Origin of the sequence: Exiguobacterium oxidotolerans JCM 12280 (genome assembly GCF_000702625.1) — a bacterium.
Lineage (GTDB): Bacteria > Bacillota > Bacilli > Exiguobacteriales > Exiguobacteriaceae > Exiguobacterium_A > Exiguobacterium_A oxidotolerans.
The window spans coordinates 1,312,501-1,332,138 of sequence record NZ_JNIS01000001.1; the positions used below are offsets into that span (position 1 = coordinate 1,312,501).

General features: G+C 47.5%; 25 protein-coding genes and 1 riboswitch (1 of these 26 only partly in view). Of the genes, 7 read left to right on the plus strand and 18 right to left on the minus strand.

Annotated elements, in window-relative coordinates; translation table 11 throughout:
* From P403_RS0106685 to acpS, 9 genes are all read right to left on the minus strand, one after another.
* On the minus strand, positions 1–119 hold the 5' portion of the coding sequence (locus P403_RS0106685) for a SprT family protein (protein ID WP_029331909.1). Its footprint begins 322 nt before the window's first position; 119 of the gene's 441 nt are visible here — the first part of the coding sequence; the start codon lies at positions 117–119; the stop codon falls past the left edge of the window.
* On the minus strand, positions 116–2,236 hold the full coding sequence (locus P403_RS0106690) for a Tex family protein (protein ID WP_029331910.1): 2,121 nt from the start codon (positions 2,234–2,236) through the stop codon (positions 116–118). The genes P403_RS0106685 and P403_RS0106690 overlap by 4 nt, the downstream gene beginning before the upstream one ends.
* Positions 2,237–2,299: 63 nt before the next feature.
* Positions 2,300–3,097 (minus strand): RNA polymerase sigma factor SigB, encoded by a 798-nt coding sequence (gene sigB / locus P403_RS0106695; protein ID WP_012371666.1) that lies wholly within the window; start codon positions 3,095–3,097, stop codon positions 2,300–2,302.
* Positions 3,063–3,545 (minus strand): anti-sigma B factor RsbW, encoded by a 483-nt coding sequence (rsbW, locus tag P403_RS0106700; RefSeq protein WP_029331912.1) that lies wholly within the window; start codon positions 3,543–3,545, stop codon positions 3,063–3,065. Before rsbW ends, sigB begins: the two co-directional genes overlap by 35 nt.
* Positions 3,542–3,868 carry an STAS domain-containing protein gene (locus P403_RS0106705; protein WP_029331913.1) on the minus strand — a complete coding sequence of 109 codons (327 nt, stop codon included), beginning with the start codon at positions 3,866–3,868 and terminating at the stop codon, positions 3,542–3,544. The genes rsbW and P403_RS0106705 overlap by 4 nt, the downstream gene beginning before the upstream one ends.
* 198 nt (positions 3,869–4,066) lie before the next feature.
* A complete protein-coding gene (locus P403_RS0106710) occupies positions 4,067–4,417 on the minus strand; it encodes a type II toxin-antitoxin system PemK/MazF family toxin (RefSeq protein ID WP_029331914.1) in 351 nt (116 codons plus the stop codon).
* 3 nt (positions 4,418–4,420) lie between these two features.
* The gene (locus P403_RS0106715; protein WP_012371670.1) at positions 4,421–4,645 is read right to left on the minus strand and encodes a hypothetical protein; all 225 of its coding nucleotides are present in this window, start codon (positions 4,643–4,645) and stop codon (positions 4,421–4,423) included.
* 139 nt (positions 4,646–4,784) lie between these two features.
* Entirely contained in the window at positions 4,785–5,861 is a 1,077-nt protein-coding gene (gene alr / locus P403_RS0106720; RefSeq protein ID WP_029331915.1) for an alanine racemase, read from the minus strand.
* A complete protein-coding gene (gene acpS, locus P403_RS0106725) occupies positions 5,839–6,219 on the minus strand; it encodes a holo-ACP synthase (protein WP_029331917.1) in 381 nt (126 codons plus the stop codon). Before acpS ends, alr begins: the two co-directional genes overlap by 23 nt.
* Positions 6,220–6,287: 68 nt before the next feature.
* Between acpS and P403_RS0106730 the strand changes: the two genes are divergently transcribed.
* On the plus strand, positions 6,288–7,034 hold the full coding sequence (locus P403_RS0106730; protein ID WP_029331918.1) for a rhomboid family intramembrane serine protease: 747 nt from the start codon (positions 6,288–6,290) through the stop codon (positions 7,032–7,034).
* Between the two features lie 68 nt (positions 7,035–7,102).
* Here the strand turns inward: P403_RS0106730 and P403_RS0106735 are convergent, their stop codons facing one another.
* From P403_RS0106735 to P403_RS0106745, 3 genes are read right to left on the minus strand one after another with little or no spacing between them, the layout of a single operon-like run.
* Entirely contained in the window at positions 7,103–7,366 is a 264-nt protein-coding gene (locus P403_RS0106735) for a hypothetical protein (protein WP_029331920.1), read from the minus strand.
* Between the two features lie 23 nt (positions 7,367–7,389).
* Positions 7,390–7,887 carry a hypothetical protein gene (locus P403_RS0106740; RefSeq protein ID WP_029331922.1) on the minus strand — a complete coding sequence of 166 codons (498 nt, stop codon included), beginning with the start codon at positions 7,885–7,887 and terminating at the stop codon, positions 7,390–7,392.
* Positions 7,877–8,152 (minus strand): 4a-hydroxytetrahydrobiopterin dehydratase, encoded by a 276-nt coding sequence (locus P403_RS0106745; protein ID WP_029331924.1) that lies wholly within the window; start codon positions 8,150–8,152, stop codon positions 7,877–7,879. The genes P403_RS0106740 and P403_RS0106745 overlap by 11 nt, the downstream gene beginning before the upstream one ends.
* A gap of 164 nt (positions 8,153–8,316) precedes the next feature.
* Between P403_RS0106745 and P403_RS0106750 the strand changes: the two genes are divergently transcribed.
* Positions 8,317–8,850 carry a cysteine hydrolase family protein gene (locus tag P403_RS0106750; RefSeq protein ID WP_029331926.1) on the plus strand — a complete coding sequence of 178 codons (534 nt, stop codon included), beginning with the start codon at positions 8,317–8,319 and terminating at the stop codon, positions 8,848–8,850.
* Positions 8,851–8,866: 16 nt separating this feature from the next.
* Entirely contained in the window at positions 8,867–10,318 is a 1,452-nt protein-coding gene (locus P403_RS0106755; RefSeq protein ID WP_029331927.1) for a nicotinate phosphoribosyltransferase, read from the plus strand.
* 325 nt (positions 10,319–10,643) lie between these two features.
* Here the strand turns inward: P403_RS0106755 and P403_RS0106760 are convergent, their stop codons facing one another.
* On the minus strand, positions 10,644–10,973 hold the full coding sequence (locus P403_RS0106760) for a hypothetical protein (protein WP_029331928.1): 330 nt from the start codon (positions 10,971–10,973) through the stop codon (positions 10,644–10,646).
* A gap of 143 nt (positions 10,974–11,116) precedes the next feature.
* On the opposite strand from P403_RS0106760, the gene P403_RS0106765 reads away from it, so the two are divergent.
* Positions 11,117–11,608 (plus strand): YwpF family protein, encoded by a 492-nt coding sequence (locus P403_RS0106765; RefSeq protein ID WP_029331929.1) that lies wholly within the window; start codon positions 11,117–11,119, stop codon positions 11,606–11,608.
* 3 nt (positions 11,609–11,611) lie between these two features.
* Here P403_RS0106765 and P403_RS0106770 read toward each other — a convergent pair whose 3' ends face one another.
* Positions 11,612–12,187: a histidine phosphatase family protein gene (locus tag P403_RS0106770; RefSeq protein WP_029331930.1), complete on the minus strand. Its 576-nt coding sequence runs from the start codon at positions 12,185–12,187 to the stop codon at positions 11,612–11,614.
* A 46-nt stretch (positions 12,188–12,233) separates the two neighbouring features.
* Positions 12,234–13,193: an alpha/beta hydrolase gene (locus P403_RS0106775; RefSeq protein ID WP_029331931.1), complete on the minus strand. Its 960-nt coding sequence runs from the start codon at positions 13,191–13,193 to the stop codon at positions 12,234–12,236.
* Between the two features lie 171 nt (positions 13,194–13,364).
* Between P403_RS0106775 and P403_RS0106780 the strand changes: the two genes are divergently transcribed.
* Both P403_RS0106780 and P403_RS0106785 read left to right on the plus strand, forming a co-directional pair.
* Positions 13,365–14,336, plus strand: a complete 972-nt coding sequence (locus tag P403_RS0106780; RefSeq protein ID WP_029331932.1) for a metal ABC transporter solute-binding protein, Zn/Mn family — start codon at positions 13,365–13,367, stop codon at positions 14,334–14,336.
* A gap of 68 nt (positions 14,337–14,404) precedes the next feature.
* Positions 14,405–14,508: riboswitch (SAM riboswitch) on the plus strand.
* Between the two features lie 81 nt (positions 14,509–14,589).
* The gene (locus tag P403_RS0106785; protein ID WP_029331933.1) at positions 14,590–15,897 is read left to right on the plus strand and encodes a Na+/H+ antiporter NhaC family protein; all 1,308 of its coding nucleotides are present in this window, start codon (positions 14,590–14,592) and stop codon (positions 15,895–15,897) included.
* A 41-nt stretch (positions 15,898–15,938) separates the two neighbouring features.
* On the opposite strand, the gene P403_RS0106790 is transcribed toward P403_RS0106785, so the two are convergent.
* Complete coding sequence (locus P403_RS0106790; RefSeq protein WP_029331934.1) at positions 15,939–16,139, minus strand: hypothetical protein; 201 nt, start codon at positions 16,137–16,139, stop codon at positions 15,939–15,941.
* A 158-nt stretch (positions 16,140–16,297) separates the two neighbouring features.
* Here P403_RS0106790 and P403_RS0106795 point away from each other — a divergent pair, with 158 nt between their 5' ends.
* A complete protein-coding gene (locus P403_RS0106795) occupies positions 16,298–17,110 on the plus strand; it encodes an aldo/keto reductase (RefSeq protein ID WP_029331935.1) in 813 nt (270 codons plus the stop codon).
* A gap of 55 nt (positions 17,111–17,165) precedes the next feature.
* Here P403_RS0106795 and P403_RS0106800 read toward each other — a convergent pair whose 3' ends face one another.
* Positions 17,166–17,627, minus strand: coding sequence for a hypothetical protein (locus P403_RS0106800; protein ID WP_029331937.1), 462 nt, complete (start codon positions 17,625–17,627; stop codon positions 17,166–17,168).
* A gap of 169 nt (positions 17,628–17,796) precedes the next feature.
* Positions 17,797–19,242, minus strand: coding sequence for an alanine/glycine:cation symporter family protein (locus P403_RS0106805; protein ID WP_029331939.1), 1,446 nt, complete (start codon positions 19,240–19,242; stop codon positions 17,797–17,799).
* Positions 19,243–19,638 lie beyond the last annotated feature (396 nt).

Here is a 19,638-nt window from a genome sequence, read left to right on the forward strand (position 1 = left end):
AAATAACGACCACCTGTCGTCCGTAGTCGTTCATTAAAAACAGCCTTATGTCTAAACGGTAAAGCAAACACGTCGAGCGAAACCTGCTCGACGTATTGCTGTAATTGTTCGTTCGTCATGATGGACTGACCATCGTTAAACCGATTCTGCCACGTTCGGGTTCGACACTCGTCACCCAGACCGTTACGATTTCTCCGACGGCGATCACGTCGAGCGGATGCTTAACGCGTCGTTCACTTAACTTCGAGATGTGGACGAGTCCACTTTCCTTTACACCGATATCAACGAATGCACCGAAATCAAGCACGTTCCGGACGGTCCCTTGGAACTCCATCCCGACTTGAATCATATCCAGTGATAATACATCTTGTCGCAAAATCGGTTTATCCAGCGCCTCCCGCGGATCACGCTCCGGACGCTGCAGGGCTTCAATGATATCTCGGAGCGTCGGTTCACCAATCTCGAGTTGTTCTGCCGTATCCTTCACTGGAAGTTCCGCTAACTTCGTGCGAAGTTCTTCCGTCCCGACGGTCGTCAGCGCTAACTGAAGCTGCTTAAACAGTTGTTCGACGGTTTTATACTGTTCCGGGTGAATCGGTGTCCGGTCCAGCGGATGCGTCCCTTCAGGAATACGAAGGAAACCGGCTGCCTGCTCGTATGCTTTTGCTCCGAGACGCGGCACTTTTAACAGTTCTTTTCGTGAAGCAAATGCCCCGAGTTCGGAACGTCGTTCGACGATTTTTTTCGCTGTCGCCTTCGTGATTCCCGCTACATACCCGAGCAAGGACTCAGACGCTGTATTTACATCGACACCGACTTGGTTTACGACGGTCTCAACGACAAAGTCGAGTGTCTCCTTTAATTTCACTTGTGTCACGTCATGCTGGTACTGCCCCACCCCGACAGATTGCGGATCGACTTTAACGAGTTCTGCTAACGGGTCTTGAAGACGGCGGGCGATTGAAATCGCTGAGCGTTGTTCGACTTGGAGGTCCGGGAACTCCGTTCGCGCAATTTCAGAAGCCGAGTAAATACTTGCTCCTGCTTCGTCGACGATCGTAAAGGCAACTTCTGCATGCCCTTTAATCCAGTCCGCTACAAACGATTCGGTTTCACGCGATGCCGTCCCGTTGCCAATCGCAATCAGCTCGACCCCATATTTCTTCACCAGTTCTGATAATTTAGTGCGGGCTTCTTTCGCCTTTTGCTCTGACATCGTGACGTAAATAACGCCGACTTCTTTTAATTCCCCCGTCGGATCAATGACTGCCCACTTACACCCTGTCCGGTAAGCCGGGTCGAGTCCTAACATGACTTTCCCTTTCATCGGTGGTTGCATGTAGAGTTGGCGTAAGTTTTTGCCGAAGACTTCAATCGCTTGGTTCTCCGCCTTCTCCGTCAATTCATTTCGGATTTCACGCTCAATTGCCGGGAAGACCGATTTTTTATAGCCTGTTTTGACTGCTTCTTCAACAAGCTGGCGCTTTTGTTCGGGCAACCGATTAAAAGGACGAAGTAAGTAGGGTAAGACTTGCTGCTCGTCTAACACGACTTTCACGGACACGATTTTCAAGGATTCCGCCCGGTTGATTGCTAAAATCCGGTGTGGCACGATTTGACGGACTCGCTCGTTGTACTCATAGTACTGGGCAAAGACACGTTTCTCATCGACGGCATCCTTTTTTTGTTTCGTCACGATTTCTGCCGCACGGTGTGTCACTTGACGAATGTAATCGCGGACAGTTGCTTGTTCGCCCCATTCTTCCGCGATGATTGCTTCCGCCCCGGCAACGGCCTCTGTTTCTTCGAGTCCGGCAAATAATTCCTCGAACTTCGTTGTCACAAATGGCGTTGTCGATCGGAGCCAGTCTGCGAGTGGTGCGAGCCCTGCCTCTCGTGCAATTTCCGCTTTCGTACGTCGTTTCGGACGGAACGGTAAGTATAAGTCTTCAATTTGTTGTAACGTCGTCGCTTCACGCAACGCTTGATTCAATGCCTCGGTCATCACACCCTGCTCTTCGATTTTCCGAAGGACATCGTCACGTTTTGTTTCGAGTTGCGTGATGCTTTTATGTCGATCGAGGATCGCCTTGATTTCGACTTCGTCGAGCTCACCAGTTTGCTCTTTACGATAACGTGCGATGAATGGGATCGTCCCTCCATCTTCCGTCAACTGTAAGACGGCTTTCACTTGCTGGGGTCGTAAATTCAATTCTGTTGCGATTCTCTTCTCCATTTTTCCTCACCTCCCCCTCATTATACCGAAGAATCGACAGAAAAAAAGACTGACGCCATGGCATCAGTCTTTTGAGAATACTTCATTCGGTTCTACTTTGATCGCTTCTCGTAATTTCTGCAATGCGCGGCGTTGTAAACGCGAAACGTGCATTTGCGAAATACCTAGAAGTTCTCCTGTTTCTTTTTGGCTCATGTTGCGGTAATACGCACATTCAAGAATCGAACGCTCACGGTCTGTCAGTACAGCAAACGCTTTTTCAAGAATCAGCTTTTGGTCGACCGAGTCATAACCATTTTCCTGGTTACCGACTAAATCAAGTAAAGTGACCGTGCTGCCCTCTTGATCCGCTTCAATCGAGCTATCAACGGATAACGCTTGATAACTTTTACCCATTTCGAGTGTTTCGAGCACTTCCTCCTCCGACACTTCAAGACGCGCAGCGATTTCGTCGATTCGCGGTGAACGTTGTAGTTCAGTCGTCAATTCTTCGACAGCTTTCTTAATCTTCGGGCCTAGCTCTTTAATTCGACGCGGAACATGGACGCTCCACGTTTTATCGCGAATGAATCGCTTGATTTCCCCGATGATTGTCGGGACAGCGAACGATTCGAAACTTCGTCCAAATTCTTTATCGAAACGACGAAGCGCGGCAAGTAATCCAATCATCCCGACTTGAACGAGATCATCATGAATCGGACGACCACGTGAGAATTTACGGGCGAGCGCCTCGACGAGATCCGAGTAACGGGCGAGCAGCGCGGCATGGACTTCTTCATCTTGGTCATCTTGTTGATACAGATCAATCAGTCGAAGGACTTCGTCATCACTGTGATGGCGTTGTTGAGACTTTGCTGGCACTTTGACCCACCTCATCTCTATTCATATATTTTGTCATATGGACAGTGACGCCGTTTGCTTTTTCGATCGTGACTTGATCCATCAATGCCTCAATCATCAAGATCCCTAGTCCCCCCTCATGCAGTGAGTCTAGATCGTGCGAATCCGTAATTGGTTCACTTTGGCGTTTGACGCTATCTTTATCAAATGTCACACCGTTGTCTTTGACGATGATTTCAAGACGATCGTCCGGGTAAACGTTACATGTTAAGCCCATTGATCCGTCTTGCTGATCTTCATAAGCATGTTGAACAGCATTCGCACATGCTTCAGAAACAGCAATTTTAATGTCTTCGATGTCATCATACGTATAGCCCATACGGTTTGCGACACCTGAGACCGTCAAGCGTGCGATTGCCACGTATTCAGGTTTTGCAGGTAGTGTCATTTCAAGTTGTTCGTTCTTCATTGCGTACCACCTCGTACACCACTGTCGATTGTAATGATGCTAGAAAGACCTGTGATTTCAAAAAGACGACGAATACGTTCTGAAACACCAACAAGCGTAAACGATGTACCGTTTTTCTTCGATGCTTTAAGCGCTCCGACGAATACACCGAGACCTGTCGAATCCATGTAATGAATTTCATCCAAGTGAACGACGACATCATTTGCTTCTACAGCGGGAACGAGTTCTTGACGAAGTTTTGGTGCTGTATACGTATCAATCTCTCCTACGATATAGAGATGCGTCTGACCTTCTAGTTGCTCTGTTCTAATTGTTAAATCCATCTTCAAGTTCCTCCTCAAGGAAATATGCTATATGATTTCTCTCTGTTTCATCAGTTGATTGTAAATAAAGTGGCTCCTTAAAAAAGTCACTTAAGTATATTTCCCGTATTAAAACACTTCTAAACCTATTTTTAAAAATTTAGTCAAAAAAAGTCGCATACAAATGTATCGACTCTTCTCGTGCTTCTATGTAGGTGCCTAAAAATCAATCAAGCCTAAGCTGATTGCAACGGCACTATTCACTTTCATCATCGTCTCAGGATCCAGGTGTGTCACCTTATCCGTCAGACGGCGCTTATCGATCGTACGGACCTGCTCAAGTAGGATGACCGAATCACGTTCTAATCCGTGTCGCTCTCGATATACTTCCACATGGGTCGGTAGTTTGGCTTTGTCGATCTGTGCCGTGATCGCAGCCACGATAACAGTAGGGCTGAATCGGTTACCAATATCATTTTGTAGGACAAGGACAGGACGTACTCCTCCTTGTTCCGATCCGACCACAGGTGACAAATTTGCATAAAACACGTCGCCACGTTTGACTATCAAAGCTTACACCCCGCTTACTTGACGTAGGAGCGAGAACTCCGCCTCCGTTTCAATCTGGAACATTTCACCAACGATTGATAAATTGATTGCTGCCATTTCTTCGTAACCACGCTTCAATTCCTCACGTAGCTGACGCTTGCGTTCTTCGGTCGTATGGTTCGACTTCATCCCAATCGTCTCCTTCGCTACATTTCGCTCAACAAACTGCTTTTCCCGTTGTTGGACCAAGATAATGGCACCTCCAGATTCACTGAAACCTTAACGAACGACTCACTTTCTACTTCAATATATCAGTCGAATTCAGAAAATACAATCAAAATTCAAAGAAATAACATTTTTTTGCCATCATATTGATGGTTTTTTAAATTTATTTTCGCGGCACACGTTTTGAAAATTGACAAAGGACTTCATAGTTAATCGTCCCTAACCAGTGTGCTGCTTCATCAATCGGTGCGCCCGTTCCAATTAACGTCACTTCTGTGCCGACGGGGTATTCCTGCGGTAAACGAATCATTAACCGGTCCATACAGACACGACCGACGATTTCACACGGTTGACCATCGACGATGAGTGAGTACCCTTGAAAACGTCGCGACCACCCATCTGCGTAGCCGATCGGGACGGTCCCGATCCACTCATCCGTCGGTGCCGTGTACGTCGCCCCATAACTGATCGTCTGTCCGGGTTCGACGCACTTGACTTGCATCAGCTGACTCTTCAACGAAAATGCCGGCTGAAGGAAATCATAATATGGAATCATCTCGTCAGACGGCATCGCGCCGTAAAGGGCAATCCCGATGCGGACGATATTAAACGGGTCATCTTGACCTGCGAGTCGAATCGCAGCAGCAGAATTCGCCGCATGGATATATCGGACGTGCGGTACGCGTTCGACGAAGCCGAGAAACGTCGTCCGTTGCTGTTCGAACAGACGGCTCGACAGTTCGTCCGCTGTCGCGAAATGTGTATAAATCCCTTCGAGCTCAAGCAAATCAGAATCGAGCTCCATTAAAAGTTCATCCAGTTCTTCCATCGTTTGCAGGCCGAGCCGCCCCATCCCACTATCGACTTTAATATGAATCCGAAGCGAATCGATTTCCGTCAGATGTTGTTTTGCTTGCCGTAACCACTCGGCTGAAAACACCGGTACCGCTACATCATAATTCGAAGCGACGGAGACATGCTCCGGCAATAACGTCTCGAGCATAAGAATCGGTGCTTGGATACCTGCTTCACGCAGCTCGATTGCTTCTTCAAGAAGAGCGACGGCAAGTAAGTCAGCCCCGTTTTCCAGTGCAATTTCTGCCACAGTGATCGCACCGTGTCCGTAGCCATCCGCTTTGACGACGGCCATCATCGATTGGTCGCCGATTCTTGCCTTTATCTCGCGTACATTATGTGCAATCGCAGCACGATCAATTTCAATCCACGTCGGTCGGTACATCGCCATCCCTCTTTTCTAATAAGACTTGTGCTGCCGCATAATGATCCGAATGCGTAATCGATACATGAATCATACCGTCAAACGGCCCCGTCATGATAGGGCGACCTGATGTTTCATTTAGTACTTCAAGATCGCGCCAAGACACTTCTCGCCCAATCCCCGTGCCGAGTGCTTTGACAAACGCTTCTTTTGCCGCGAACCGTCCTGCGAGATATTCAAGTCGGCGTCCGTCCGCCAATGTTTCATACCGCGCTTGTTCACGATCCGTCAAAATACGTGTCAGCATCCGGGGTTGACGTTCGAGTGTCAGACGAACGCGTTCTAATTCAATCAAGTCAAGACCGATACCATAAATCATTCCCTACGCCTCCACAGTTCTATTCTTCGTCCACTTCATATAGAATGAAAGTGAAGCGAGGTGTTGTCATGTTTAGTCGAACGGAAAATCTACAAACGTTCACACGTTCTTATCCGGTCGTTTCGTTGTTCATTTTAATCCAAGTCGCTCTGTTTGTCATCGAGCAGTTGAATCAGTTACTCGGCTTTGGTTTCTCTCCACTCAGTTATGGTTCAGCGATTAATTTATTCATCGCGAAGGGCGAATGGTGGCGTGTCGTCACGGCGACATTTTTGCACTACGATTTTTGGCACATTGCCTTTAATACGTTTGCGTTGATTATTTTCGCTCCTGCGCTCGAGCGGATGATCGGGCATGTGAAATTTGCCATCTTTTACTTGCTTGTCGGAACGCTCGCTAACGTGTTGACGTACATCACGTTAAGTGGCGAATTGTTTTACGAACAGGCAGGGGCTTCAGGAGCAATCCTCGGACTGCTTGGCTTTTACGTTTATCTCGGTCGTTTTCGTCGGACGATCATTTCTGTCGAAGATGCACGACTCGTCTACATCTTTAGTGCCATCACGGCCGTCTTTACACTGATCGGCTCGAACGTTTCCGTCTTCGGTCACTTGTATGGTTTCCTCCTCGGATTCCTAGCCGGATTCATCTTCGGGAAAAGCGCTGTTCCGTTCACACGTCCGTTTAATACGGGTCAACGGGCGACGTTCGGTGGTCATGTCGTTCACTCGACAGGATCCGGTCAAACGGGACGCATCGTGTTTTATGTCATCGTTGCTTTTGCCGTTTTCGGTCTACTCGCGCGATTCATCTAATCTACAAAAAAAGCGCCTTGTCTGATTCCGTACTACGGAAAACAGACTCGGCGCTTTTTTCTTATTTCTTACTTCCGGAACGATTCCGCAAGATCCTTCACATCGTCAATCAAATTATGGATGGTTTCTTGATTATCTGTGTAGAGGGCACGAATTTCTTCAAAACGTCCTTTTGGATCTTGTTTGACTGCCGAAAGTTGTGTGCCGGCTCCGCCAAACGCACGCTTCGTCGCTTCGATTTGTGCGTGGCGTGTATCTTTATGAAGTAATGAGAGTGTTGCTCCGATTAGTGCGCCACCTACTGTTGCGAGTACAAAATAATTCTTTTTCATCTGTTTCTTCCCCCTGTGTCATTTTAATGTAATGGTGGTACAAGTTGATAACGTTTCATAATTGGAGAAGGCGCAAACGACTTCCCTGCTTCTTCAGCATACTGGTCAACTGTCAAGCGTTCAACTGATTTTGCGTAACGTGACGCATCTCCTTCGTCCTTGAATTGAATCAACAATACGAGATCCGTCGCCCGCTCGACCCGGGCAACCCGTAAGGCTTGGAAACTGCCATATTCTGCCCCGAGTACTTTCGGGTCCGACATGACCTGATGGATGAAAAGATCGCCGCTATTTTGATCCGCTGGAATCGACCAGTAAAAAATCGTCCCCTTCTCATCAAAATTACCACGCGTTTCGAGGAGTGTATAGCTGTTCCCGCTTTGAAACGGTGACTTTCCGTCCGTCTCAATCCAGAGTAATGCTTCTCCGCTTCCGCTCGCCGCCCGAATTTGAGCATCACGTGAGCGAATTTGGTCGACAAAGTTACCGCTACCGAATGTAATGAATAGTTTAGATGGCATCACAGGCCTCCGCGAGTTCGAAGTCTTTTCCAGTCAATCCGCCAGCATCATGTGTCGTCACGGCGAGCGTCACCTGTTTATAATCAATCATGATCCGCGGGTGATGATTCAAGTGTTCCGCTAAAGAACCGACCTCTTGAACAAAATCAAGTGCCGCCGGAAAAGAATCCAATGTGTAGATGCGTACGATTTCGTCATCGACGACGCTCCAGTCATTCAGACCTTCTAAACGTTCTTCTACCTCATACTCATTCAACCGTTCCATTCCATTCTCCTCCTCTACTATCGTTTTCGTCCTATACCTTATACCCTACTTTCCTTACTTCTTATACCTCTACTCGTTCGATTTCTTCCTTTTGCCTTCGAAGTGAGATAGAGTACAATGTGAAAGAGAACACTATATCCCATTCAGGAAAGGGGCTATCGCTCATGCGCGCTCTTATCGTTATTGATTATACGTTTGATTTCGTCGCCGATGAAGGTAAGCTGACTTGCGGAAAACCGGGTCAACTCATCGAAGGACGCATCGCATCGCTCATGGATGAATTTTCGACGAACGACTATGTCGTCATTGCAAACGACCTTCATGAAGAAGGCGACACATTCCATCCGGAAACCGTCCTCTTCCCGCCTCATAATATTCGAGGAACACACGGACGGGACTTATTCGGACAGGTCGCAGAGATGGCACGTGTTGCGGATCATGTCATCGACAAGACGCGTTATAGCGCCTTTGCTGGGACGGACCTAGATTTACGTCTTCGTGAACGGCATATCACAGAAGTTCACCTCGTCGGCGTTTGTACAGACATCTGCATCTTGCACACCGCTGTCGACGCGTACAATCTCGGCTATAAAATCGTCGTCCATGCTGACGCCGTCGCCAGTTTCAATGCGGCCGGTCACGACTGGGCACTCACACACTTTAAACAATCGATCGGCGCAGAAGTCGTCGGCGAATAAGAAGGGATCTGTCTTCATGTTACAACGTAATCTTGCACTTCATACTGACCTCTATCTTCCGAGATGGATGTATATCTATTGGAAGGAAGGACGTCATAATGAGCGTGCTGTTTTTGACGTCTATTACCGCAGCAATCCATTCGAAGGTGGTTATGTCGTCTTCGCCGGTCTTGAAAATATCATCGAATATATCCAGACACTTCACTTCACAGAAGAAGACATTACGTATCTTCAAACGATGATCGGGTTCCCGGATGAATTCAAGGATGAGTTACGTAACTTTAAATTCAATGGCTCTCTCTCGAGTGTGAGAGAAGGCGAAATCGTCTTCCCGAACGAACCGTTAGTCCGGATTGAAGCACGGATTTTCGAAGCGAAGTTACTGCAAACGGCCATCTTGAACATCGCCAATCACGAATCGTTGATTGCGACGAAATACGCGCGAATCCGTCAGTCAGCGCCAGGCGCGAAATTCCTCGAAGCCGGTTCACGCCGCGCTCAAGGAATCGATGCTGCTTACTTCGGAACACGTGCCTCTTATTTAGCCGGGTTCGACGTGACAAGTCTCGCGTCTGCCGGCCGCGACTTTGGTATCCCGTGCGGCGGAACGATGGAGCATGCAGATATCCAGTTCCATGATGATGAGTTGACGGCTTTCCGGACGTTCGCGTCGCATTATCCGGATCAAGCGACACTGCTCGTCGATACGTACGATACGCTTAAAAGTGGACTCCCGAATGCGATCACGGTCGCAAAAGAACTCGCAGCAGACGGACATAAGTTACGCGGGATTCGAATCGATTCCGGCGACTTATCCTACCTATCAAAACGCGCCCGGAAGATGCTTGATGAAGCTGGCTTACTCGACGTCGAAATCGTCCTGTCTGGTGATTTAGACGAATATGTCATTCAAGACCTTCGAATCCAAGGGGCACAGGCAAACACCTTCCTCGTCGGAACACGCGGCATCACGGCGTATGAACAACCGGCGCTCGGCATGGTTTATAAACTCGTCGCCCGCGAAATTGACGGCGAACTTGCACCCGTCATCAAAGTTTCATCTTCAAAAGCAAAGACGACGACACCGCATATCAAGGAAGCGTACCGCATCGTCGACCCGGAAACGAACAAGTTCAAAGGGGACTACATCACGTTACTCGATGAAGATCCGAGTCAACTCGATTTCGTCGACTTGATTGACGTCCGCGATCCGTCGTTCCGCAACCGGATTGAAAACTTCAAGGTCGAGCGGTTACTGGCTCCAATCTTCAAGGATGGTGAACTCGTGTATACCGTTCCGACGATTGAAGAAAGTCGTCAGTTCCATGAACAGCAAATCGGACGTCTGTGGGAAGAGTACAAACGTCTACGTCTACCTGAAATCTATGCCGTCACGTTCAGCGACCGTCTCTGGAAACTGAAACTCGACATGATTCGGAAGACACGCCTCGCAAGTGGCGTAAAATAACAAAATCAAGTAGCCTCAAGAATCAAGCTTCTTGATGGACGTGCGTTAAAAACGCACTTTTCCCCGTAGGAGTCAAAGAAACGTGACGCTTTTTAGGGCATACCATGACGGAAATCCAGTCATGCAGACACTTTAGAGCGCAAGCCGTCTCGAATCGCTTTTAAAGCGAAAAGTAATCGGTCGCGACCCTGCAGCTCTGCTGTAGCGGCGTGACCGATTGCCGATTTAAAGACGAGGCGAGACAGGGAAGCACGAACGGATTGCCTCTCGATATCGCATGTTCACGTTTCATAATCATTTTTCTATACGCTAAAAACAGCCCGCTTCAACTGAAGTGGGCTGTTTCATTTGGACGTGCAGTCATTTTGGCTGTCGCTTGTTCCATTTGTTGACGAAAGTACCACGCAAAACCAAGCGCACCTCCGATGAAGACGATATAGGTAATCCGTTGACCGAACTCAGCAAGAGAATCGGCGTAAAAGATGCTAATTAAATGATCACTTCCACTGATAAGAAGCAAACAGGCGATCAGGAGCGCTATGCGGTACGCAAGCGTCGGGCGATCTTTTGGCTCAGCATGCCAATACATGATGATGTGATGGGCAAGTAAGATAATCCCCACGATCCCTAATATTCCTATAAGTGCTTGCGGCATAATAAACGGTCCTCCTGTTTCTGATTTCTAGTTCCATTTAAACATAGTTCGACTCGAAGACGTTACGAAAAGTTTCGCGCAGGCGACAGACTCACGTTATACTGAAGAAAATCACGTACGAACAACAAAAGGAGGAGTTCTTTTTGAAAACCTTTAAATTGTGTACATTACGTATTCTCATGGATGAATCAGGGCGAGACACGACAATCCCCGTTCAGATTAAAGATGGGCTGACGGTGAGTACCGACCAAACTGCCCAGTGGGTCGCTGAAATCGTCGTCACCGAAGCCGATCAACCGATTCTGAAAGAACTGTTCGAGAAAAAGCTACGCGCTTTGATTGAAATCACGATTTCACGGCCGGACAATGACCCCGCCGCCATGATCGTCACGCCTTATGAAAGTACGCAATTGAGCGAAGGCGTCTCTTATCTCTTTACCGGTAAGATGGTCATGATGAAAAATGATTTATCCGAATCGATTTTACGTGAAGTCGTCGAAGACAACTTTACTGGCGAAGAGCTGATTCAAGAATATAAAGACCGACGCTCTAAACGTGGTGCGCACATCACGAGCATCGCGAAAGAAACGTTTAAACAGTACTTACAAGAACACCCGGCAATCGTCGAAGGATGATGCTCAAATTGTGATATGGTCCGCTACATTAATCCGCTCAATCTCATAACGGTCAGAAAAGCGAATGTAATTCGCACATGCATTTTTTAATGGTGTCCGGTAACTGAACGTCTCATCAATCGAGGAGAGTGCCGCTTTAATCGTATGCGAATGGCAGACGACTAAGAGGCGTTTTCCTCGATATTTTTCTGTCATTTCTTCAACTGCACTGAAGACACGACGTTGAATCTCCGCTTCCGTTTCAAGCCCCGGCACGCGTTTTGCATCATTTGCCTGCACTGCTTCGTAAATTCCGGCGACCGGTTCACCAGAAGCCGTTCCGAATTCGCGCTCGACAAGCCGTTCATCCGTTTCCGTCAAGCTTAGACCGATCGATTGACCAATGATTTCAGCCGTTTCGACAGCTCGTGATAGCGGACTTGAAATCAAGACGTCCCACTGTTCTTCTGCCAGGTAAGCAGCACTGAGGGCCGCCTGTTTTCTACCGGTCTCGTTAAGTGGTATATCTTCACGCCCTTGAATCCGCTCGTTTAAGTTCCAGTCCGTTTGACCGTGTCGTACTAAACAAATTTCCGTCATTTTGCAGTCTCCTTCTAAAGAAATATGACTGATTGTATCATGTTTCCTAATGAAGCGTCTCTCGTTTCGGTAAGATGAGCACGTGACAACTGAAGGCTTCGATTCGTTCGAGTAAACGTTCAATCTTGAGCGGATTTTCAGTTTGGGCAAAGCTCGCCAGCGAATGCGTACCATTTGGGAAAGAGAATAATCGAACATCCGCCCCAACATCCGCTCCCTTCTCAACGAAATGGAGTGCTTGAGCAAACGGGACGATTGGATCTTTTTTTCCGTGCAACAACATGATTGGCGGCGAGTCAGAACTTAAATGTGTCGCCGGGGAGACACGCGTCATCAGCTGTCGCCATTCTTCCCGTCCGCCGCCATAAAACTTGATATGGGCAATCCAGGTTTGAATGAACTTAAACAACAGAAAATTCGTCGGCGGATATAGGGCGATGACTCCACTGATTAAAGGGAGATGCGATTCCGCCTGTTCGCCGATAAATTCAGTCGGAGCAAGTGCCGTCGTCAACATTAAGGCACCACCTGCTGAATCACCCCATAAAAGCATCCGACCGCGCGCGATGCGCAATTCATCCGCTTGTTGATTTAAAAAACATAAGGCATCTCGAACATCTTCAAGGTTATCCGGAAAATAGCTGCCATCCTCAAATAAACGATAGTCGATGCTACAAACGGCAATTCCGAGTTCTAAAAACCGGTCGATGATTGGAGCAAAACTAAACACATCATCACGGTTCCCACGAACGAATGCGCCGCCATGAGCATAAATCGCGACCGGAAACGGTCCTTCTCCCGGCGGATAATAGATATCTAACGTCAAGTCCTGCTGATTGACCGTCTTGTATAAAAGATTTCGTGGTGCTAATTGCTTTTCGGTAAGCGGCAAGACCGGCTCCGTCCATCTCAGTAAGGCTCCATAATTATTCCAAATGCTCGCACCAGCAGCAGCCGTCGTCAAAATAGCGGCTCCACCCATCAACCATGCTGTTTCACGTTTCACCTCACCACCTCCAAGGCTCATTCCGATTTCTCTTCTACTCTTCTCTTACCCGATTTATTTTGAACTAGAACTTCACAACATTCCGACTTGACGCTTTAATTTTCGTCGGATATAGTTAGAAAGTCCAAATCGGAACAATTACGTTTTAATAATCTTGGAGGTTTTATTCATATGAAAAAACTAATTACAGCATTCACCGTTGCAACCATGAGCGCAAGTCTTCTTGCTGCGTGCGGGTCATCGTCTTCATCAGATTCGAGTGACGATGGTAAACTACAGGTTTATACTTCGACGTTCGCCACGGCAGCCATCGCCAAAGAAATTGGTGGAAAGGACGTTCAGGTCGAAATGATCGTTCCACCTGGCGCCGATCCGCATTCGTATGAGCCGACTCCGAAGCAACTGACGACGATTGCGAAAGCCGATCTATTTTTACTTACCGGCACAACCCTTGAGCCGTACTCTGAAAAGATTAAGGAAAGTTTAGCCGGTAATTCCATCCGTTTTGTCGAGACAAGTAAAAATATCGACTTACTCGAGGCTTCCGCTTCGCTTCATACGCACGAAGAAGACGGACACGATGACCATGATGATCACGAGGCTGAAGAAGCGTCGCATGACCATGGACAATACGATCCGCATGTTTGGCTCGACCCGAACAACGCCAAGAAAATGGCTGACTCGATTACGACCGCGTTAGCAAAGGAAGCACCTGACCGGAAGGATGCGTTCGAAAAAAACCTCGCACTCTTTAATAAACAGGCAGATGAACTCGACCAAAACTTACAAAAGGCCGTTGACTCCGGTTCAAAAAAAGAGTTACTCGTCACTCATGCAGCGTATGGATATCTTGCAGAGCGGTATGGTTTCGAGCAACTCCCGATTGCCGGTATCTCGCCGTCTGACGAACCGTCACAAAAGCAACTCGCCGCAATCGTCAAAGAAGCTAAGTTACATGACTTACACTATATCGCCTTCGAAGAGACGGTGTCGCCAAAGGTCGCCCGTGTCATCCAAAAAGAAATCGGTGCCGAATCGATTACGATCCATAACCTCGAGTCCGTCACAAAAGAACAACAAGATCAATCCTATTTTGATTTGATGAATGAAAACGTCACGACACTCAAACAGGCACTGCAGTAAGGTGCTGTTGACAAGCATTAAAAGATACGTTACGGTAGAAAACGTATTTTAAACAACTAAATGACTTCTTTTTATCGCGAGAAACGGAGGGACTGGCCCAATGATGTTTCGGCAGCGGACGATTGATTCGTACTGTGCCAAATCCAGCAAGCTACGGCTTGAGAGATAAGAAGAGCGTCTTTTTCAGTAAAGACCTCCTTCTTTCTTGCGAAGGGGTCTTTTTTTGTATGCTGAAGAAATGGAGTGATTCGACATGAACGAAACGATTACACCGAACAAATGGGCTTTGTTGCCCTTGTTCGTTTTCCTTGTATTATTCATCGGTGCAGGAATCTTCTACAACGACTTTTACAAATTCCCAATCTTGATTGCAGCGTTGATTGCCTTGATTTTTGCTGCTGCGACAGCTAAAGGAGACATCAACCAGACGGTCGAGCGGATTGCCCGCGGTGCCGGTAACCCGGACATCATGATCATGGTCTTCATCTTTTTACTTGCCGGTACGTTTTCCGGAACAGCGAATGCGATTGGAGCGATTGATGCGACCGTCAATGCCGCACTCAGCTTCCTACCCCAGTCGCTCCTGATGAGTGGATTGTTCATCATCGCCGCTTTCATCTCGATGGCGATGGGGACTTCGACCGGGACGATCGCTGCCCTCGCCCCGATTGCCCTTGGGATTCATGACGCGACGGGTGTCAATGTCGCACTCGCCGCTGCTGCCGTCGTCGGTGGAGCAATGTTCGGTGACAACTTATCGTTCATCTCCGATACGACGATCGCAGCCGTCCGGACACAAAAAACGAACATGCGTGATAAATTCAGAACGAACTTTTTAATCGTCTTGCCTGCTGCTATCATCACTGTCATCTTACTTGCCTTCGTATCAGGCGCCGGAGATGTCGTCGAAGCAAAGGCGTTCGACTTCTATAAGTTGATTCCGTATCTTTCCGTCATCGTGCTCGCACTTTTCGGTGTCAACGTCATTCTCGTCTTACTCGGCGGGACATTGTTGACAGGGATCATCGGGATGATCGACGGAAGCTTCGGATTAAGTGGCTTTGTTCTCGCGATGTCTGACGGATTGATGGGGATGGCAGAAATCTCCATCTTGACGTTACTGATGGGCGGACTCGTTAGCCTGATCACCTATAACGGCGGAATTGCTTATCTCAAAGAAACGCTGACACGAAAAATCTCCAAGCGCCGGGGAGCGGAGTTCAGTATGGCTGCCCTCGTCAGTGCAATGAATCTCGCAACAGCGAATAACACGATTTCGATTCTTGTCGCAGGACCGCTCGCCGCTGAAATCGCGGATACGTACGACATCGATCGGAAGAAGTCAGCCAGTATCCTCGACCTCTTTTCCTGTGGTGTCCAAGGAATCATCCCGTACGGAGCACAACTTTTGATTGCCGCCGAACTGACAAAAACGGCATCTCCCGAACTGATTCCATATTTGTTCTATCCGTTTCTGTTGTTCATTTGTGGATCGCTCGCAATCTTCTTCGGATTCCCACGCCGGAAGTCCGATACAGCACAGAAAAAAAGCATCTCGTAAAATAAACAGCCCCGTCGCATTTTCTGCGACGGGGCTTACTTTTATTTACGTTTTTCTTGACGATTCAAAATGAAATAAGCAATCGCCGGAAGTGGGAATTGAACGAGCCCAGCTCCACCCCATACCCACGGGTTACGTCCTGTCTTGCGGGCACCAAGGAAAAGGAACGTGGCTTGAGCGCCTAATAACGCAGCAATGCTTGTCCAAACTCCATTTGGTACTTTTTTAATCGATTTCACCATGATTTTACACCTCTCTTCATTTATGCGTCAGTAGACTTTCTTCTCTTTCCCATTCTATATTCCCTGCTTATGAGCATCAAAACAGATGTTCTTCTGACTTCATGCTAAACTGAACAGGCAAATCCATATTCTAGTTCTATTGAAGGAGGAGTATACACATGCAATACGCAAAACTTTCAAATGGTATCACGATTCCACAAATCGGGTTCGGTGTCTGGCAAGTCGATGAAGAGACGGAAGCACCGGCTGCCGTCGCAGAAGCACTTCGCGTCGGTTACCGTCATATCGATACGGCTGCCGTCTACAAAAACGAACGTGGTGTCGCAAAAGGAATCAAAGAAAGCGGCGTGAAACGTGAAGAACTCTTCTTGACGTCTAAAGTTTGGAACGATGACATTCGTGCCGGACGGACGAAAGAGGCTTTCGCTGAGTCACTTGAGCGACTAGAAACAGATTATCTCGATCTCTACCTCATTCACTGGCCTGTCGAAGGTTATGTCGAAGCATGGAAAGCCATGGTCGAGCTTTACGAAGCGGGTAAAATCAAGGCGATTGGTGTATCGAACTTCAAAGAACATCACCTCGATACACTTGCTGAAGAGGGACTCATGACGCCGATGATTAACCAAGTCGAGCTTCACCCACAACTTCCGCAACATGAACTGCATGAGTACTTGCAGGATCATAACATTCAAATCGAAGCATGGAGCCCACTCATGCAAGGTAAATTCCTCGAAATCAATGATTTCAAAGAGATTGCTGAAAAACATGGTAAGAGCCCATCGCAAGTCGTTCTTCGTTGGCACCTCGATAACGGAATCGTTGCACTTCCGAAATCGGTCACACCAGAACGGATTGCTGAAAACTTTGATGTGTTTGATTTCCAACTCGATGCAGACGATCTTGAAAAAATTGACCGTCTCGCGTCAGAAGACCGCCTCGGACCGGACCCTGACGAAATCGATTTTTAATGCATGTACGCCTAAAAAAGACTGCTCGCGGGAACGCTTCCGGAGCAGTCTTTTTTTAGGCATAATAGATAAGAATCGTCTCTTCAGTTTCTTCCGCTTTACTAAAATAGGCCCGTAGATCCGCGAATTGTTCCCACACGTCGTCGAATTCTCCATGTTGCCCCGCTTCATCATAAATCGTCTCAAGTGACCGACGATCAAAATTTCGCATGACTTCTGCTGAGATGATGATTAACGGAAGAGGGAGAATCCCGACAATTGCCGCTTGTGTTTCGTTGACAATCAACTCTTCACCGACAATCGCTCGACCTAAGTTGTAATGCGTCTCTTGATCGATGTAGATATCGATTTGATTCATCACGTGATAGAGGGCTGCTGTTTCTTCGAGGGCAAATACCTGCTCCTGGTCGGGCTGCGTCTCATGGATAAAAAGAATCCAGTCCATGATGATATGCGGGTCGTCACCAAACGAATCCCAAACGGCATCCGTGACACGGACGTAATGTACGTTTTCCATCCTCCCTCTCCTCTCTTCGTTTCTTTAATAGCTATTCCCATTTTTTCGATGCTTTAGTAATTTTTTTAGAATCTGCGTACTAAAAAGCAACGAAAAAAAACGCTCCCACCTTCTGATAGCACGTTGTCTACATGCAAAAAGAACCAGCAAAATGCCGGTTCTTTTTTGATTACATCGCTTTTTCTTTTGATTCGTCCGTTTCCCAAGCCTCAAGAGATTCCTTACCTGGTAAGTTCGGAATCGAATTCGCATAAAAGCGCGGATCTTTTCCGGCTTTTCGTTGTTCGAGGTAATCATCAAGTGCGAGTTTCGCGATTTTAGATAAGCGGAAAATCGCATACAAGTTGACGACTGCCATCAAGCCCATGAAAATATCAGCAAGCGCCCAGACAAGACCTGCCGTCTGTACGACTGAACCGAAGACAATCATCCCGAGTACGATGACACGGTACGCCATCATCAGTGTTTTATTGTCATTAATGAAGCTGATGTTCGACTCACCATAGTAGTAGTTTCCAACAATCGAACTGAAGGCGAATAAGAAAATGGCAAGTGCCATGAACGTCGTCGCAAACACTCCGACCTGAGTCGAGAGGGCGCTTTGCGCGAGTTCGATCCCGGCAACGGCTTTTCCGTTCGCGTCTTTCGTCGCGACATCACTGACGAGGATGATCATCGCTGTCGACGAACAAATGAGTAACGTATCCACGAATACACCGAATGACTGAATCAACCCTTGCTTGACGGGGTGTGACACTTCAGCCGTCGCAGCAGCGTTCGGAGCAGAACCCATACCGGCTTCATTCGAGAACAGACCACGACGAATTCCGTTAAGAACTGCAGCACCAATCGCTCCGCCAGCAAGCGTCTTAAACTCTAAAAGTCCTTCTTGGAAAATCAAGCTGAAGACGTTCGGCAACAATTCAAGATTCGTGATCATAATGAAGAGGGCGATTAAAATGTATCCGCCCGCCATGATCGGAACGAGGAATGCAGAGACCGTCGCGATACTGCGCACACCGCCGAAAATCACGAGTGATGTTAATAAAACGAGGCCAATCGTGATCCACATCTTATCGATGCCATACTGACTTTGAAGTGACAACGAAATCGTATTCGATTGAACCGAATTAAAGACAAACCCGAACGAGATTGTAATCAAGATACTGAAGACGATTCCGAGCCACCGTTGACCAAGCGCCTTTTCCATGTAGTAGGCAGGGCCCCCACGCCATGCCTTCTCATCACGGACTTTATAAATTTGTGCAAGTGTACTTTCGACGAATGCTGACGCTGAACCGATTAAGGCAATCAGCCACATCCAAAAGACGGCACCGGGACCACCTAGTGCGATGGCTGTCGCAACACCGGCAATGTTCCCGGTTCCGACACGTGCCGCCGTACTGATCGCGAACGCTTGGAATGGCGAGACGCCATCCTTTCCTTTATCTGTTCCTTGGAACAGCAACCGTAACATTTCAGGTAACATCCGGAATTGGACGAACCCCATGCGAATCGTAAAATAAATGCCTAAGCCAACAAGTAAAATGATCAATACGGTCGACCATAATACGTCACTAATATTCGTTACAATCTCCATCAGTTGTTTCTCCATACAGGCTCCTCCACTTCTCTCTTATGTAACATTTCTTCACATGTGTTCTATAATACGAAAGTTTTTTTGAAAAATCAAATACAGTTGTATCAGTCAATTTCTGATTACGAGGCATTTCTATCCATTTCCTCACATTAGATGTAAGGTTTTTCGTTTGCGAACAAAAAAGAACGGCCTCACTCAAAAGGAGGAACGGCTACCCATTAAACGGAATCAGGACTTTTTCATGCGTGTCCCAGATACACACTAAGCCATCGTGAAAAAGAAGCATTTACATCGAATGGCCGATGATTCCTTGAAAAACGGGATCATCGGCCATTCGATTAATGGAGGACGGAAACGTCCGTCACAAAGATGGATGTTCGTCTGAATTAGTCAGCCCCTCCATCTTTAGAC